The 15,217-nt window shown below is 65.2% G+C and carries 12 protein-coding genes and 1 tRNA gene; 7 read left to right on the top strand and 6 right to left on the bottom strand.

Translation table 11 applies throughout. From position 1 onward, the window contains the following. Positions 1-27 precede the first annotated feature (27 nt). Both M673_RS08790 and M673_RS08785 read right to left on the bottom strand, forming a co-directional pair. The gene (locus M673_RS08790; RefSeq protein ID WP_061975413.1) at positions 28-840 is read right to left on the bottom strand and encodes an exonuclease domain-containing protein; all 813 of its coding nucleotides are present in this window, start codon (positions 838-840) and stop codon (positions 28-30) included. 56 nt (positions 841-896) lie between these two features. Continuing rightward, positions 897-1,718 carry a hypothetical protein gene (locus tag M673_RS08785; protein ID WP_061975411.1) on the bottom strand — a complete coding sequence of 274 codons (822 nt, stop codon included), beginning with the start codon at positions 1,716-1,718 and terminating at the stop codon, positions 897-899. 332 nt (positions 1,719-2,050) lie between these two features. Here M673_RS08785 and M673_RS08780 point away from each other — a divergent pair, with 332 nt between their 5' ends. Together M673_RS08780 and M673_RS08775 are read left to right on the top strand one after the other, a co-directional pair. Beyond that, positions 2,051-3,031, top strand: a complete 981-nt coding sequence (locus tag M673_RS08780; protein WP_061975409.1) for an NAD(P)H-dependent flavin oxidoreductase — start codon at positions 2,051-2,053, stop codon at positions 3,029-3,031. 112 nt (positions 3,032-3,143) lie between these two features. After that, positions 3,144-3,219 (top strand) — tRNA-Thr (locus tag M673_RS08775). 243 nt (positions 3,220-3,462) lie between these two features. Here M673_RS08775 and M673_RS08770 read toward each other — a convergent pair. From M673_RS08770 to M673_RS08760, 3 genes are all read right to left on the bottom strand, one after another. Further along, the gene (locus M673_RS08770) at positions 3,463-4,551 is read right to left on the bottom strand and encodes a glycosyltransferase (protein WP_061975407.1); all 1,089 of its coding nucleotides are present in this window, start codon (positions 4,549-4,551) and stop codon (positions 3,463-3,465) included. Beyond that, entirely contained in the window at positions 4,551-5,375 is an 825-nt protein-coding gene (locus tag M673_RS08765) for a glycoside hydrolase family 16 protein (protein ID WP_061975405.1), read from the bottom strand. The genes M673_RS08770 and M673_RS08765 overlap by 1 nt, the downstream gene beginning before the upstream one ends. Before the next feature lie 63 nt (positions 5,376-5,438). Beyond that, complete coding sequence (locus M673_RS08760) at positions 5,439-6,368, bottom strand: glycosyltransferase family 2 protein (RefSeq protein ID WP_244493043.1); 930 nt, start codon at positions 6,366-6,368, stop codon at positions 5,439-5,441. 310 nt (positions 6,369-6,678) lie between these two features. Here M673_RS08760 and M673_RS08755 point away from each other — a divergent pair, with 310 nt between their 5' ends. The 5 genes from M673_RS08755 to M673_RS08735 all read left to right on the top strand — a co-directional run bounded on the left by M673_RS08755 (position 6,679) and on the right by M673_RS08735 (position 12,830). Continuing rightward, positions 6,679-8,025 carry a flippase gene (locus M673_RS08755; RefSeq protein ID WP_061975401.1) on the top strand — a complete coding sequence of 449 codons (1,347 nt, stop codon included), beginning with the start codon at positions 6,679-6,681 and terminating at the stop codon, positions 8,023-8,025. An 18-nt stretch (positions 8,026-8,043) separates the two neighbouring features. Continuing rightward, complete coding sequence (locus tag M673_RS08750; RefSeq protein WP_061975399.1) at positions 8,044-9,492, top strand: hypothetical protein; 1,449 nt, start codon at positions 8,044-8,046, stop codon at positions 9,490-9,492. Positions 9,493-9,602: 110 nt separating this feature from the next. Then, positions 9,603-10,739, top strand: coding sequence for a UDP-galactopyranose mutase (gene glf, locus M673_RS08745; protein WP_244493044.1), 1,137 nt, complete (start codon positions 9,603-9,605; stop codon positions 10,737-10,739). Between the two features lie 26 nt (positions 10,740-10,765). Further along, complete coding sequence (locus tag M673_RS08740; RefSeq protein ID WP_061975397.1) at positions 10,766-11,842, top strand: glycosyltransferase; 1,077 nt, start codon at positions 10,766-10,768, stop codon at positions 11,840-11,842. Between the two features lie 43 nt (positions 11,843-11,885). After that, positions 11,886-12,830, top strand: a complete 945-nt coding sequence (locus tag M673_RS08735; RefSeq protein WP_061975395.1) for a hypothetical protein — start codon at positions 11,886-11,888, stop codon at positions 12,828-12,830. Between the two features lie 241 nt (positions 12,831-13,071). On the opposite strand, the gene M673_RS08730 is transcribed toward M673_RS08735, so the two are convergent. Next, entirely contained in the window at positions 13,072-15,201 is a 2,130-nt protein-coding gene (locus tag M673_RS08730; RefSeq protein ID WP_061975393.1) for an exopolysaccharide transport family protein, read from the bottom strand. Between the last annotated feature and the right edge of the window lie 16 nt (positions 15,202-15,217).

The raw sequence follows: 15,217 nt of genomic DNA, 5'->3' as shown, positions 1-15,217 counted from the left end.
CTAGGGCCGAGGGCTCGTCCCGGAAGCCTAGCAGGCCGCAGGCAAAGGCCGGGCGAAGGCCGACAGCGCCTTCTCCGCGCGCTGCTGCAGGTGATGGCGCGCGCTATAGACGGCGTCGGCCTCCATGCCGGGCTCGCGCACCAGCCATTCCAGATAGTCGGTCGGCACATCGCGCAGGAGGGCATTGCGATGCCGGCCGAAGCGAAGCCGCGCCAGGAGGGCCGGCTCGTTCGACACGCGCTCGGCTCGCTCCAGAAAATCCGAAAGGTCGCGGCAGCGGGGCAGCAGCTCGGCCGTGATGCGGCGCAGGAGCACCGCCGTGCAGAGCGCATCGAACAAAGCGCGGTGCGGGTGAAGCCCTTCGAGATCCGCGGCAACGTCGGCCAGGTCGAGCGGCACGTATTTGACCAGCGACTGCAGCCCATGTGCCCGCACGTCCGGGAATGCCCGCAGCGCCAGCTTGTAGGTGCAGAGCCAGGTGCCAGCCAGGCGAAGCCGCGAGCGGTCGAAGCTCGCGCGCTGGGCAGCGAAAAGACGGCTCGTCGCGAAAGGCTGCACGGCCTCGCCGAAGGGCGGTGCGCCCACCAGCATCTCGTCGCTGATCTTATGGACGCGCCGCGCATGCGGGTTGATCTCGATACCGGCGGGATCGGCCAGGGTCTGCATCGGGTTGAAGATGCGACCCGTAGCGAGATCGAGATCGACCGAGCCGATCTCAATCACCGCGTCCTCCTCCAGCCGATGACCGGCCGTCTCCGTGTCGATCACACGGACGATCGTGGGCGCGGCCTCGGGAAACAGATGCGGGGTAACGGGTGAATGGGGGAAGAGCGGATCCATGCGGGATCAAGATCGTCCGGCGCGCCGCGCATCGCAAGCCCCATGCGGCAATCCGATCAGCTTCCCGAGATGGTGAGCACGGAGAAGAACGTGTCGTCGGCCGGCGACATGCCAAGCTCCGCTCCGCCGATCAGCACGATCTGCCCGCCGCTCAAGGTCGCGAGGCCGGAAACATTGCCGAAATTGCCGTTCCCGGCGTTGAGCGGGGTCTTCAGGTCATATTCGCGCTCCGCCTGCTCGGGCAGGAAGGAGCGCCCGAGATAGGCGGAAAATCGGTCGTTCAGCGGCGCGAGATGAACCAGCATGCGCTCGCCCGTCAGCTTCTCGATCGTCACCGTTCCATCCGCCGCCTTGCCGATTCGGCAGCGATGCGTGCCAACGGTCTTGACCGTCTCGTCCATGAAGCCGAACCAGCGCAAGGTGCAGTCGGCCTCGCCGGTCTGCACGTCGATCGGCGCAGCCAGCGTCTGTTCGGCGCCCGGCTGCGCCACCGTGCCAGTGGCGTCGGTGTCGGTCAGCCGTCGCGCCACTTCAGCCGCCGCCTTGGTTCCCCCGTCGCCCTTGATCGGACCGATAGCGGCCAGCGTGCGCTGCACCCGCGCCGGCAGATCGATCAGCCCTTCGCGGTCCCCGTCCGACAGCATCGACAGGCTCGTCTCGCATTCTTCCGAGCAGCTGCCACCGAAGGGCGCGGCCAGATCCTGCGTCTTGGGGACCGCCGGCAGGTCCACTTCCTCGGACGGGGGCGGCGCCACGACCCCGACCGCCGGGCTGTCGGCATCCGCCGCTATCGACATTCCGCCCCAAAACGCGCCGAGGCCGCAGAATCCAAGCGTGCCGAGAGCCGCCAAAGCAAAGCGCGTGGACCGGGACATCATGGGCGGCACCTTCCGAATTCGACCGTCAAACCAGTCCAACGCGAATCCGCCGTTTCCGGTGCCATCCCTTCGACGATTCCCTTGCTGCGTTGCAGAGCGGCAACGATGGTTAATCCGGCGCGCCCGCGTCGTGCCAAGGCGACGGCGGTCGGGCCATATGCGCGACTCGGGCGAGCTGATCGAACATGGACGCATGACATTCCTTTGGAGCGACAGCGCCCTCTTGCAGATCCAGATTTCCGGATCGGCCGGTTGAGCGCCAAAACGGCTTGGCAGGTCGCACCACCTGCGCTAACTCTGTCTTACGTTTACGTCAAAGAGAGGAGAGTGCCATGTCACTGCCGGAGATCCTTCAGGGCCGCCTTCGGCTGCCGGTCATCGCCGCGCCGCTCTTCATCATCTCGAACCCTGCCCTGACGATCGCGCAGTGTCGCTCGGGCATCGTCGGCGCCTTCCCCGCGCTCAACGCGCGGCCTGCGGAAAATCTGGCGAACTGGCTGGAGCAGATCCAGGCCGCGCTCGCCGAACACGTCGCGGCGCATCCAGACCAGCCCGCCGCGCCCTTCGCGGTCAACCAGATCGTCCATCGCTCCAATGCGCGCCTCGACGCCGATCTACGCGTCTGCGTCGATCACAAGGTTCCTATCGTCATCACGTCGCTCGGCGCCGTCGAGGAGGTCAATCAGGCCGTTCATTCCTATGGCGGCGTGGTGCTGCACGACGTCATCAACGACCGCTTCGCCCACAAGGCGATCGAAAAGGGTGCCGACGGGCTGATCGCCGTGGCGGCCGGCGCCGGCGGGCATGCCGGCACGCTCTCCCCCTTCGCCCTCGTGTCGGAGATCCGCCGCTGGTTCGGCGGACCGCTCTTCCTGTCCGGCGCAATCGCCACCGGCGCGGGCGTGCTCGCGGCCGAGGCCATGGGCGCGGATGGCGCCTATATCGGCTCCGCCTTCATCGCCACCGACGAAGCCAATGCCGCCACCGCCTACAAGGACGCGGTGGTTGCCGGCCACGCGGCGGACATCGTCTACAGCAACCTCTTCACCGGCGTTCACGGCAATTATCTCAAGGCCTCGATCCAGGCCGCCGGTCTCGACCCCGACAACCTGCCCCAGTCCGACCCGTCGAAGATGGATTTCGGCGGCGAGAAAGCCGCCAAGGCCTGGAAGGATATCTGGGGCGCCGGCCAGGGCATCGGCGCGGTCGATTCGGTCCTCCCCGCCGCCGCCCTGATCGATCGCCTTGCCCGGGAGTATGCCGAAGCTTGTTCGAAACTGGGCGCCACACCGGTCCAATCCCGCCGCGTCTAGGCCGACCCGGCGCCGCTCCGCTTCCCGGCGAAAGCCGCGCATTTTTCCTGTTGCGCGGCCCCGGAGAATTGAGTAGTAACCCGCTCACGGCCGGCTGCCATAGCCGAGCCAAGCCGCTTTAGCTCAGTTGGTAGAGCACATCATTCGTAATGATGGGGTCAGGTGTTCGAGTCACCTAAGCGGCACCATCTCTTCTTGAGATACAAATTTGCAAATTTTAATTTGCTTCGAGCTTAGCCCCATAACGGCGGTTGGGAAACGCACATTAGACGTTGAAATCCTACCGTCTGCTATCGCGTGACGATCGGAAGATGCCCTTGCTCGTCGTCCGCGAAGGCATTGTCCAAGCCCAAGAACAATCGCGTTTGTTCAGATCGTCGGCTTCGCGTTTCGGCGAAGCACGCGATCGAAAGTTGAGGCTTATCGCTCGATCAGGAAGCGATCGCTGCCGAGACCGACTTTGGCGCTCCGACCAGTTCGCGGTAGAGGCGATCGTGTTCGGACCAGAGATGGTCGACGCCGAAGCGCTCGAGATTGGAGGCGGAGCGACGCTGCATCTCGGCGAGATAGGCGGGATCTCCGAGGAGGCGGTCGAAGGCTGCGGCAAAGGCGGCGACGTCGCGAGGGGGGACGAGAAGGCCGGCCTGACCTTCGTCCAGGACTTCCGGAATGCCGCCGACATCGGAAGCGACGATGGCGCAGCCCGCCTGACGCGCCTCGATATTGACGAGGCCCATGGGTTCGGCATGCGAAGCCAGGGCGAAGATGGCGGCGCCTCGCAGGACGCGGCCGGGATCTTCCAGCGAACCGTGGAAGACGATCCGGTTCCCGAAGCCGGTCTGCGCCGCGCGCGCCTCCAGTGCGGCGCGGTCCGGACCGTCGCCGACGATGTGCAACTCGCTCTCATACAGGGCCGCGATGGAGGCGAAAGCATCGATCAAGGTCGCGACGCCCTTGCGCTCGTGCAGCCCGCAGACCGTGCAGAGGATGGGAACCGGGCGGGTCAGCGTCTCGTTCGTGCCGAACATGCGCATGCGCGCGCCGCCGAGCGTGGCGTTGACGATGATCGAAAGCTGCCGCTCGGAGAACCCGGCGACGCGCAGGGTGGCATGCTCGGCCCGGCTGATGGCGACGACCCGATCGCCCAGGCGCATGATGCGCGAATGGGAATCGAAGGAATTGTGCACGGTGGTCACGAGCCGGGCTCGGCTCGCGCGCGTCGCGACATAGCCCAGCACCGCGCCGGACATCATGTGCGCATGGACGACGTCGATGCGGTGGCGACGAATGAGGCCGCGAAGGCGCGCCAGAGAACCCAGCAGCTCCTGCGGCCTGCGCGTGCGCTGGACCAGCGGCACATGCGTGACGCCCGAAGCGGCAAGGGTCGGCTCCAACTCGCCGCCCTCCCCACCATAGAAGACGTGATCCCCCTTCTCGGCCTGCACGCAGGCAAGGTCCACGGCGAGATGAACGTTGCCATGGCCCATGCGGCAGTGGTTGGCGAGATGGAGGATGCGCATCAGCCCTGCTTTCGCGCGTAGATGCGGACATAGTCCACGAGGAGTTTCGAAGGATCGGGCGTGTTTTCGACGGAAAAGCCGCTGCCGAGCGCGAGATTGACCAGAGGGAACAAGGGCTGCTCAAATTCGGGCGGCGTGTCGAAGGACCAATAGGCGACGCCGTCGAGATAGAAGGTCGTCTTGTCCTTCTCGATCATGACGCCGAACCGATGGAAGTCCTTCGTCAGATCAATATCGGTCTGCTGCATGTGGCCGATGTGCTTCTCCGGCGATTTTCCGTCCATTTGCCAGAGATGGTAGTAGCTTTGGAATTTCGTCGGCTCGTGGCCGTAGAATTCCATGACATCCACTTCCACCGCGTATTTCGAGCGCTCGGTCCCCATCAGCCAGAAGGCCGGCCAGACGCCCTCGCCGGCCGGCAGCTTGGCCCTCACTTCGAAATAGCCGTAGGTCTGCGCAAAGCCGTTGCCCTTCAGATCGTGGCCCGACAGGAGGCCGGCTTCCCACTTGCCGTTTTCGTTGCGCGCGGCAGTGATGGTCAGCATTCCGTCTTCCACCGTGAAGGGAAAGCCGGGACGAGGATCGACGAATTGCGCGTCGCCGAAATCGCCATGCCAGGGCGTGTGGGCGATCCAGCGCGTGTGCGGCCCCCAGGCAGAGACATCCAGCGTGTCGAACTCGTCGGCGAAGGTGACCTCGTAGCCGCTGAGGTCGAGCTTCTGCTCTTCGGCATCGGCGGCAAAGCGCGGACCGAAAACGGCGAGAGCGCCGAAGGTGAGAAGGGCGAACGACGTCGTCAGACGAAGGGAGCGGAAAATGGGCATCGTGTCTCCTTGGCTACCGGCGGACTGGATAACCGGCCCTCTGGCGATCGGGTCCGAACCGCCCTAACCGAGCATGAGGATATTTTTGGGGTGGAGGCGGCCTCGAAGGAGATCGCGCAATGCCAGAAGATTGCCCTTCACCCGACCGCGACGGTCGACCCAAGGTTCCGGCTTCCCCACCTTGGCGAGATTGGCTGCGATATTGCGCAGGGCCTGCTTGGCGGCAAGGTCCGGGCGCATCGTGCGCTTGCGCATGAGGTACCAGGGATTGGCGATCTGCGAATAGCCCAGGCGAAGCCCGGAACTGCGCCCGCGCTTGACGCCCATGTGAACGCCGCGCAGCCGCGTCGATTGAACCAGCCGACCATCGGTGGCCAGCCGACGGCTGAAATCGACATCCTCCAACCAGGCGTAAAGCGGAAGCTCGGTGTCGAAGCGCAACGTCCGGCGGTTCACCGTGTCGAGCCGCACGGCCATGTTGCAGCCATAGCCGTTGTAGACGGGCTGCAGGTCTTCCTCAGGGTGTAGCGTGTCGGCGGCCAGAGTCTCGATCGCATCGGCGACCGTTAGCCCAGGCCCCGGCGCCCCGTCGGCAAGAACCGTGCCCGTCGCCAGGGCGATGTCGGGATGAAGCTGGAAAAGCGCGGCCGTTTCCGCGACGTAGTCGGCGCGCGGAAAGAAGTCGTCGTCGAGAAACAGAACCGCGCCCGAAGTCTCCCCGGTGAGCTGGTCCAGAATCGCGTTACGCTGGACGCAGGCGCCCTGCGGAGATGTCACGACCTCCACAGCGAAGGGCAAGCGCTCATCCGAGGGGAAGGTGAAGTCGGCCGGCTGTGCGGGGCAGACGAACACGCGCTCGGGCAGCGAGGTCTGACGCCCGAGATAGCGAAGCGTTTCATTCAGAACGGCCGCACGACCGGAGGTAACAATCGCCACGAAGACCGGAAACTTCGATACGCCGTCCAACATCCGCTCCACGCCCGCCCCATACATTTGATTTACGCCACGAAACCCGACAAGAAACCGCCCCATCACCCCATGACAACTGCATACTGACGCTCCCGCTCACATTTCAGCCACAATATGGAGATGCGAGAGCGAGATAAGGCAAGCAACGGGTTCGGATGGATAGGATCTTAACTATCGGATTCCGCAGTGCGGTAACCCACAATTGGATTTTCTTGCTGGACGTGCCGCAAAAGTCAATGCATAATGATTTGAACTGCCGGTTTTTCGTGCAGCGCAGCAAACCTATCGGCGACTCGTCCTGAACCCTGCCTGCCGATCGGCGAGGAGATTCCGCATGCCCGGCCCGGCCTTTCTGCGTCGCAAACAGCCCGATCCCGCCGGGGCCGATGCGCCCTCGCGGGACGATTCGGCGCGCGCCGGCCTGATCGGCAACATCACGGCTCTCGGCTTCCTGCAGATTTCCGCTTATGTTCTCCCGCTTGCGATCGCGGCCTACACGACTCGCGTGCTCGGGTTGGAGGACTGGGGCCACGTTGCGATGACGCAGCTCGTGCTCGGCTTCTTCTGCCTCTTCGTGTCCTGGGGTTTTTCCTGGAGCGCGACCCGCAAGATCGCTGCGATCGGCGACGACCCGGTGGAAGTGTCCAAGGTGGCGATCGCGACTATCCTCGGTCAGGTTCTCCTGGCCGGCGCGATGGGCCTCGTGCTCCTCGCCTTGATCGCGACCGTTCCTTTCTTCCGGGACGCCGCGCCCTTCTATTTCTGGGGGCTGCTGGTGATCGCCGGCACGGCCCTGTTTCCGAACTGGCTGCTGACCGGGCTGGAGCGCATGCGCGCCTTCTCCGCCATCCAGATCGGCGGGCGCATCCTGACGCTCGTCTTCATCGTGCTCTTCGTCCACTCCCCGGCCGACGCTCCGCTCATCATCGCCATCCAGGGCGCGGTCTCGCTCATCGCGGGTTCCGTCAGCGTCTGGCTTCTGCACCACGACGGCATCCTCATGTGGCGCCGTCCGACGCTGCACGACATCTATGTCGAGGTGAAGGAAGGGTCGACCATCTTCCTGTCGACCACGGCCATCGGCGTCTATGTCAATCTGACGCCGGTGATCCTCGGCTTCCTCGCCGGTCCCGTGGCCGTCGGCCAGTTCGCCCTTGCCGACCGCATCCGGCAGGCCGCGCAGTCGGTTCTCCAGCCCGTTTCCACGGCCCTCTTTCCGCGGATCAGCCGTCTCGTGGCCTCGGACCCCAGCGCGGCTGCGCCGCTCCTGAAGATCTCCGGCATCGGCCTCGTGGTGATCTCGGCCGGCATCAGCGCGGCGCTCTGGCTCTTCGCTCCGCATTTCGTCACCATCATCGGCGGCAAGCAGTTCGCCCCGGCGGCGGATGTTCTGCGTTGGCTGTCGCTGCTGCCGATCGTCATGTCCTTTTCCACCTTCCTCGGCTTGCAGATCCTGCTGCCCAACAAGCGCACCAAGCCCTTCAACATCATTCTGATCTCGGGCGGCGTTCTCAGCCTGATCCTGATCGCGCCGCTGACGCGCGCCTTCGGCGCCGAGGGCGCGGCGATGACGCTGCTTCTCGTGGAGGGCTTCGTCTCGTTGTGCATGGTGGTCTACGTGTTGAAGACCGGCTATTTCAAAGGCCACTGGCATGCAGGCCTGACGACGGCCTCGGCCTGACAGGGAGCGCGGCGTTCGATGGCGGCCCTCGTTCTTCTCGTCTTCTGGCTTCTCGTCTCGATCGCCTTCGTTCGCGGGGTGCCGGCACTGGTCACCCTGTTCTTCTGCGCCATCCCCTTCGGCTCGCTTGCCGCCGTTCCACCGGCGCTGACGGCGGGGCTGACCTTCACGCCCTTGCCGATCGTCGCGGCGCTTCTGTCCCTGCGCATCCTGATGGCGCCCGGGCAGACCGGCTTCCTGCTCCATCTCATGCTGCGGCCCCGGTCGCAGGCCTTCCTATTCCTGTTTCTTCTCGTCTGCATCCTGACCACTCTGATCATGCCACGCCTTTTCGCGGGCGAAATCCTAGTGGTCCCGGTCCGCGCCATCGAGGGGCCGCTCGCCCCGCTTTATCCCAGCACGCAGAACGTCTCGCAGCTCGCCTATCTCACGATCTCGATCGTGACGGCGCTGACGGTCTCGGTCGGCCTTCGCGACGCGCGCAGCCGCTCGCTTCTACCGCGCGCCATCCTGATGGGCTGCCTGGTCACGATCGGCACCGGCATTCTCGATTTCGCCAACAGCTTCGTTCCGCTGGATGCGCTGCTCGATGCCTTCCGCACCGCGACTTATGCGCTGCTGGTGGACGCCGAGGTGCTCGGGGCGCGGCGCGTCGTCGGCCTGATGCCAGAGGCCTCGGCCTTCGGCAGCACCTGCGTCGTGCTTCTGGCGCTCCTGTTCTTCGCGCGCCGCGCCTTTTCGCCGGGCGACCCGCTTCGGGTCCTGGCGCTGCCGGCCTGCGCCATTCTCGCCGTCTTCGCCGTCCTGTCCTCGTCCTCGGCGGCCTATGCCGGGCTCGGCATCTTCATGGGCGCGGTGGGGCTGGAATGGCTCTGGCGGCTGGTGCGCTTCGATCCGGGCACGATGGACCACCTGACGGTGGAGGCGATCGTGGCGCTTCTGGCGGTCGTGGTGGTCGTCGCGCTGGTCCTGTTTCAGCCGGCGCTGATCGATCGCATCGGCTTCGTTCTCGACGACATTCTCGTGTCGAAGACGACCTCGAGTTCCTTCGAGGAGCGCAGCATGTGGACGCGCACGGCCTGGGAGGCGCTCGGCTCGTCCTGGGGCTTGGGGATCGGCGTCGGCAGCGCGCGCGCCTCCAACTTCTGGGTCGCGCTCGCCAGCAACACAGGCTATCTCGGCGCCTTCCTGTTCGCGGCCTTCGTGATCTGCTGCTACCTGCGCCGGCGCCCCCTGGGGGACAAGCAAGGCGCGGCGCTTCTCACTTCTGGCCGCTGGGCGCTTCTGCCCACCTTTCTGATCGGCATCCTGATCGGCACGAGCCCCGATTTCGGGCCGATCACGGCGATGACGCTGGGCATGATGCTGGCCGTCGGGCGGCCGCGCACCGAGCCATACATGTCGTCGCTCGGCACGCACTCCCTTTCCTACAATCAGGTCGATCGAGGCGGCATTTCACCAGCCTGAAGTGTTTCGTCTTCCTGTTTACCAGGAATAAAAATAATCCTTGCTTGACTTACAGTAACCACGATGTTGCCTTGCACCATCGAAGCGATATGAGCGGACAGATGCTATCCTTGAGCAAGCCCAAATGGGTCATCGTCGGTGCGGGTTTTACCGGCGCGGTCCTAGCCGAGCGGATCGCCTCCGTCCTGGACCAGAAGGTTCTGGTGATCGACCGGCGCGACCACATTGCCGGCAACGCCTATGACTACCCCGGTGCCTACGGCGTTCTCGTCCACAAGTATGGGCCCCACATCTTCCATACGAATAGCGAGGCGATCTGGACCTATCTGTCGCGCTTCACGGAATGGCGGCCGTATTTCCACCACGTGCTGGCTCATGTGGACGGGCGCTACACGCCGATCCCGTTCAACTTGAACACGCTGGTCGACCTTTTCCCCGCCAAGATGGCGGAGCGCCTCAGCGAATCGCTGATCGACGCCTATGGCTACGGCACTAAGGTTCCGATCCTGAAGATGCGCCAGGACGGCAACCCGGAACTGACCTTCCTTGCCGACTATGTCTATTCCCGCGTCTTCGAGAACTACACGTTCAAGCAATGGGGCTTGAAGCCGGAGGATCTGGCGCCCTCCGTCAGCGCCCGCGTGCCGATTCATGTCAGCCGCGACGACCGCTACTTTCAGGACCGGTTCCAGGCGATGCCGGTGGACGGCTACACCGCCATGTTCAAGCGCATTCTCGACCATCCCAACATCACCGTTTCGCTCGGCACGGAGTATGACGACGTGCGCGCTTCCTATCCCGATGCCAAGACCGTCTTCACCGGGCCGATCGACGAGTATTTCCGCTACGAGCACGGCGCCCTGCCCTATCGCAGCCTGCGCTTCCGTCTGGTGGAATCGGAAGAGCGTTTTGCCCAGGCCGTCGGCACGGTGAACTACCCCAACGAGTTCGGCTTCACGCGCATCACCGAGTTCAAGCATCTGACCGGCCAGAAGGGCGAAGGCTCGGTGCTGGTCGAGGAATACCCGGAAGCCTATGTGCCGGGCACCAACGAGCCCTATTATCCCATCCCGACCGAAGGCACTTCGCAGGCGCTCCAGCCCTATCAGCAGATGGCGCGGGATCTGGCGGGCAAGGTCTGGTTCGCCGGGCGCCTCGGCGACTATGCCTATTACAACATGGACCAGGCCTGCGGCCGCGCCCTGGCCCTGTTCGAGAAGCAGCTCGCGCCGGCCAGCGCGGCGTGAGTTCGGCGGCGCGCGGAGACGCTTCGATGGCATCGGTTTCGATCGTGATGGCGACCTACAACGGCGCTCGATATATCGGCGCCCAGTTGGAGAGCCTGCGCGCGCAGACGCTGACGCCGATGGAGCTGATCGTCGCGGACGACGGGTCGAGCGATAAGACGCTCGACATCGTGCGCGATTTCGCCGCCTCCGCGCCCTTCGAGGTCCGCATCAAGCAGAACCAGACCCGGCTCGGCTATGGCGAGAACTTCCTCTCCGCCACCAAGCTGTGCCGGGGCGACTATGTCGCCTTCTGCGATCAGGACGACGAGTGGCTGCCGGAAAAGCTCAAGACCTGCATCGACGAGATGGAGCGGCACAATGCCGTTCTCTGCGTTCACGCCGCCTCGCTGATCGACGGCGAGTCGCGGGAGATCGGCACGTTCGACCAGGGCATATCCCAGTTCGAGCTGCGTCCCTCCCTCTCGCTGCCCCCGTGGGACGTGTATTTCGGCCTGACCCAGGTGTTCCGCCGCTATCTGCTCGATCTCATCCCGTCCGAGCGACGTGGGCTCGACAATCACGCGGTCGGCTCGCCCCTGTCTCATGACCGCTGGGCGCATTTCCTAGGCGACAGCTTCGGCTCCACCGTGGCGCTGCCCGCTCGCCTCGTGCGCTACCGCCAGCATGGCAAGAACGCCTATGGGGGCCTGCGCAAGGGCCTCCTGCTGCGCCTGCGCGGCAAGCTCGTGGCCTCCGCCGAGATCATGGCGATGCACCACACGATCGCCGCCCATCGCGCCGCCCTCCTGCGGGAGGTGGAAAGCGCGGCGCAGGACGTCTCAATCCGTTCGCACGCCCATGCGGCTGCGCAGTACTGGGACCGCTTGGCGCGTCTCTACGCCGATCGCGACCGGATCTACCGCGCGCCGCGCTTGGGCGACCGTCTTTCCACCTTCCGCCGGCTTCAGGCCGAAAGAGCCTATGCCGGCGAGACCGGCTTTGGCCGCAACGTGCTGTTGAAGGATTTTCTGATCGGCGTTTGCCGGCTGCCGGTCGACGCCATCACGCCCAAGGACGCCCACACGGCGACCACCGCCGCGCCGGCTCCGCCGGCACGATGATTTCCAAGCCTTCTGTCTCGACCCCTCGTCCCGGAGCTTCTGAATGACCACCTGCGCCTATGGCAAGATCGCGGTTCTTGCGCCGTCCGGCGTTCAAACGGGCGGCCCGGAACTGCTTCACCAGCTGGTGCACGAAATCCGGCGCCAGGGCGGCGACGCCTATATCCACTATGTGCCCGACCCGGAAGCGCCCGTCCCCGAGCGCTACCGCGTCTACGACACGCCGCCGATGAAGGAACTGAAGCTCGGCAAGAACGACTGTCTCGTCGGTCCCGAGACGATGGTTCGCCAGTTCCCGCTCTTTAGCAAGGCCGAGCGCTTCATCTGGTGGCTGAGCTTCGACTTTTTCCTGTCGCAGCGTTCGGGCGCGAAGCGGATCGCCGCCAACACCTACAAGCGCTCGCTCGTCAAGGCGCAGACCCTGTCGGGCACGCGCCATCTCTTCCAGTCCCACTATGCCCGCAATTGCCTGGAGCGCTGGGGCGTGTCGGGCGGCATCCTGTCGGATTATCTGTCCGTGGTGCCGCCGCAGTCGGGCGGACCGGCGCGCGAGGATATCATCCTCTACAATCCCAAAAAGGGCCTGCCGATCACCGAGCGGCTGCAGCACGCCCATCCCGGGCTGACCTTCAAGCCTATCATCAACATGACCAAGGCCGAGGTGGAGGACGCCTTCTCCCGCGCCAAGATCTACATCGATTTCGGCGAGCATCCCGGCAAGGATCGCCTGCCGCGCGAGGCGGCCTCGCTCGGCACGGTGGTGATCGCGGGACGCCGCGGCTCGGCGGCCTTCGCCGAGGACATGCCCCTGCAGGACCAGTACAAGCTGGCCATCGACCCTTCGCTCGAGCAGCGCTTCGGCAAGCTGGTGGGCGAGGTGTTCGGGGATTTCGACACGCATTTCGCAGCCCAGGCGCCTTATCGCGACTTCGTCTCCGGCGAGCGCGAGATGTTCTCGCAGCAGGTGCGCGAGACGTTCTTCCGGTAAGGGTTTTGCCCGTTCGCCCGGACCCTCTCTGCAAGGCGGCCAGGCATTGAACCCAACTTCCCGACGCCCCGGCAAGCCGACTTGCCGGGGCGTTTCTATTTGGGTCGCCGTCTCAAGACGCTGCTGAACGCAGCCTTTCGCAAACGCCTCGAAAGGCTCTATCCAAAAGAACACCCCGCACGAAAAAGCCCGCGTGTCTCGCAACACGCGGGCTTTGGATTGAGCCTTGAAACGGGCGAGATCAGTTGATCTTGCCGACCTCCGCCTCGTCCAGGATCACGCCGGCGCATTTGGCGCGCAGCCCATGGATGGCGCGAACGGCCTCGCCCAGAGACTGACGCGGCACCGCGCCCCAGCGCGCCACCAGAACGAAGCGGTCGATCGAAGAGATCAGCGCGGAGATGTTCAAGGGCTGGTCCAGCGACGCGCCTTCGATCACGACGCGGTCGAAGCGGCCCGACAGGCCCGCGACGCCCGAGCCCAGCGCCTGGACGCCGTTGCGGTTGGTGGATTGGCTGAACATCGGCAGGTTGCCCGCCTGAACCACGGTCGGGTTCTGCGGCCCCGCCTCTGGCGCGACGGAAGTGCCGACGCCCCGGCGCATGAGAGCGCTGGATTCGCCGCCGGCCGTCGTGCGCTCTCCCGTCTTGGCGATCAGAAGAACCTCATGACCGAGGGCAGCAAGCTGTTCGGCATAGGCGCGGGCGATGAAGGATTGCTGTTCCGCACGATCCCCGTCGACGGGCGAGATCGCGATCACCATCGGCTCCAGACGCATCGCGTCGGTCGCCAGCAACACGCGCTGCAGCGTGCCGTTGAGAATACGGTCGGCCTTCTTCGCCGAAGACGGGGTGCGCTGTCCAAGCCACCGGTGCCGCGCCTCGGCCACGCGATCCGAAAGCTCGGAGAACCGCCCGGCGGAGCCGAGGCGACGCAGCGAGCCGCGTGCGGGAATGTAGCCCAGGAACGGGACGCCATGCGCCTCGATGTCGGCGCGGCTGCGCAGCGACCGGTCGAAGAACTCGCGGCCGACGCCCACCACCGCCCCCATCGCCCCGCCCAGGATGAGCGAGAGGGCCATGACGATCTTGTATTTGGGGAAGAGCGGCGAATCCGGCTGCACCGCCGTCGTGATGATGCGCGCGGTGTCGATCGGCAGCGAGCGCTGTTGGATCAGTTCCTGATACCGGCCGAGATAGTTCTGGTAGAGCGACTGGAAGGACTGCGCGCGCTGCTCCAGCGTGCGAAGCGTTACCATGGTGGAGCCGACGCCTTCGCTCTTGGTCGCGGCCGCTTCCAGATTGGTGTTGATGGCGGCGAGTTCGGACTGCGCGCGGGCGAGTTCCGACTGATAGGCGTCGAGCGTGCGCTGCGCTTCCGCGCGCACTTGGTTCGCCAGCCGCTGCTTTTCGGCGGTGATGGCGCGCGCCTGCTCGTTCTCGGCGCCCCAGCGCGCTACCACCGCCCGCTCGCGCTCGGCGGCAAGGAGATAGTCGCTGGCGATGTCGCCGTTGGCCGGCGTGTTGGAGCCGTTGGCTCGCTGGCGCAGGCCGATCAGCGTCTCGATATTGCCGTCCTTCATCGCGGCGGAATAGATTTCGACCTGCGCCTGGGCGGCCGAAACGCTAGCGCGCGCATTGATGAGCTGCTGGTTCAAGCCCTCGAGCTGCTGATCCGTGACAAGGCGTCCGTCAGCCGCCACAAGCCCGTTCTCGGCGCGAAAGCGCGCCACTGCCTCGGCCGCCTGACGCGAGCCGCGACCGATCTCCTCGATTCGGACTTCCAGCCAGTTGCTGATGCGATTGAGCCCGTCGAGCCGCCCTGCCACCTGATCGGCCAGGAAGGCGCTGCCATAGGCGTCCGCGACTTCGCGGGACAGGACGGGGTCGGGGGAATCGAAGCCGATCTCGATGACGTAGCTTCGCGCCACTCGGAAAACGGTCAGATTGTTCTGGAGATAGCTGATGGCGCGCTCTTCGGCCGTGTCGGGCACGCTCGGATCGGCGGGTTCCGCGTCGCTACCGGCAAAGAGCGAGCGGATGGAGCTGACAATTCCATGGCGCTGGCTCAACTCGTCCAGGCGGTCGGTCAGCTTCAGGTCCTTTGCGACACGATTGGCGATGGAGCGCGATTCGATCAGCGCCATCTGCGTCGCGATATATTCGTCGGCCTGCGTCAGCGCGTCGCGCTCCCGCTCGTTCTGCAGGAAGTTCGGCGGCTCGGAGAACAGAAGCCGGATCTGCGAGCGGTAGGTCGGCACGGTGTTGAACAGGATCAGCGCGGCGAGCAGGGCCGCGAGGCCCGCGCCGATCGCAACCAGCAGGGCCTGCCGCCGGACGAAGCCGATCAGGCGATACAGCTCGTCCCGCAAATGTCCCGGCCGACCT

The sequence above is a fragment of the Aureimonas sp. AU20 genome (genome assembly GCF_001442755.1).
GTDB lineage: Bacteria > Pseudomonadota > Alphaproteobacteria > Rhizobiales > Rhizobiaceae > Aureimonas.
The sequence above is the reverse complement of the archived record's forward strand: the minus strand, read 5'-3'. Positions and strand labels throughout refer to the sequence as shown.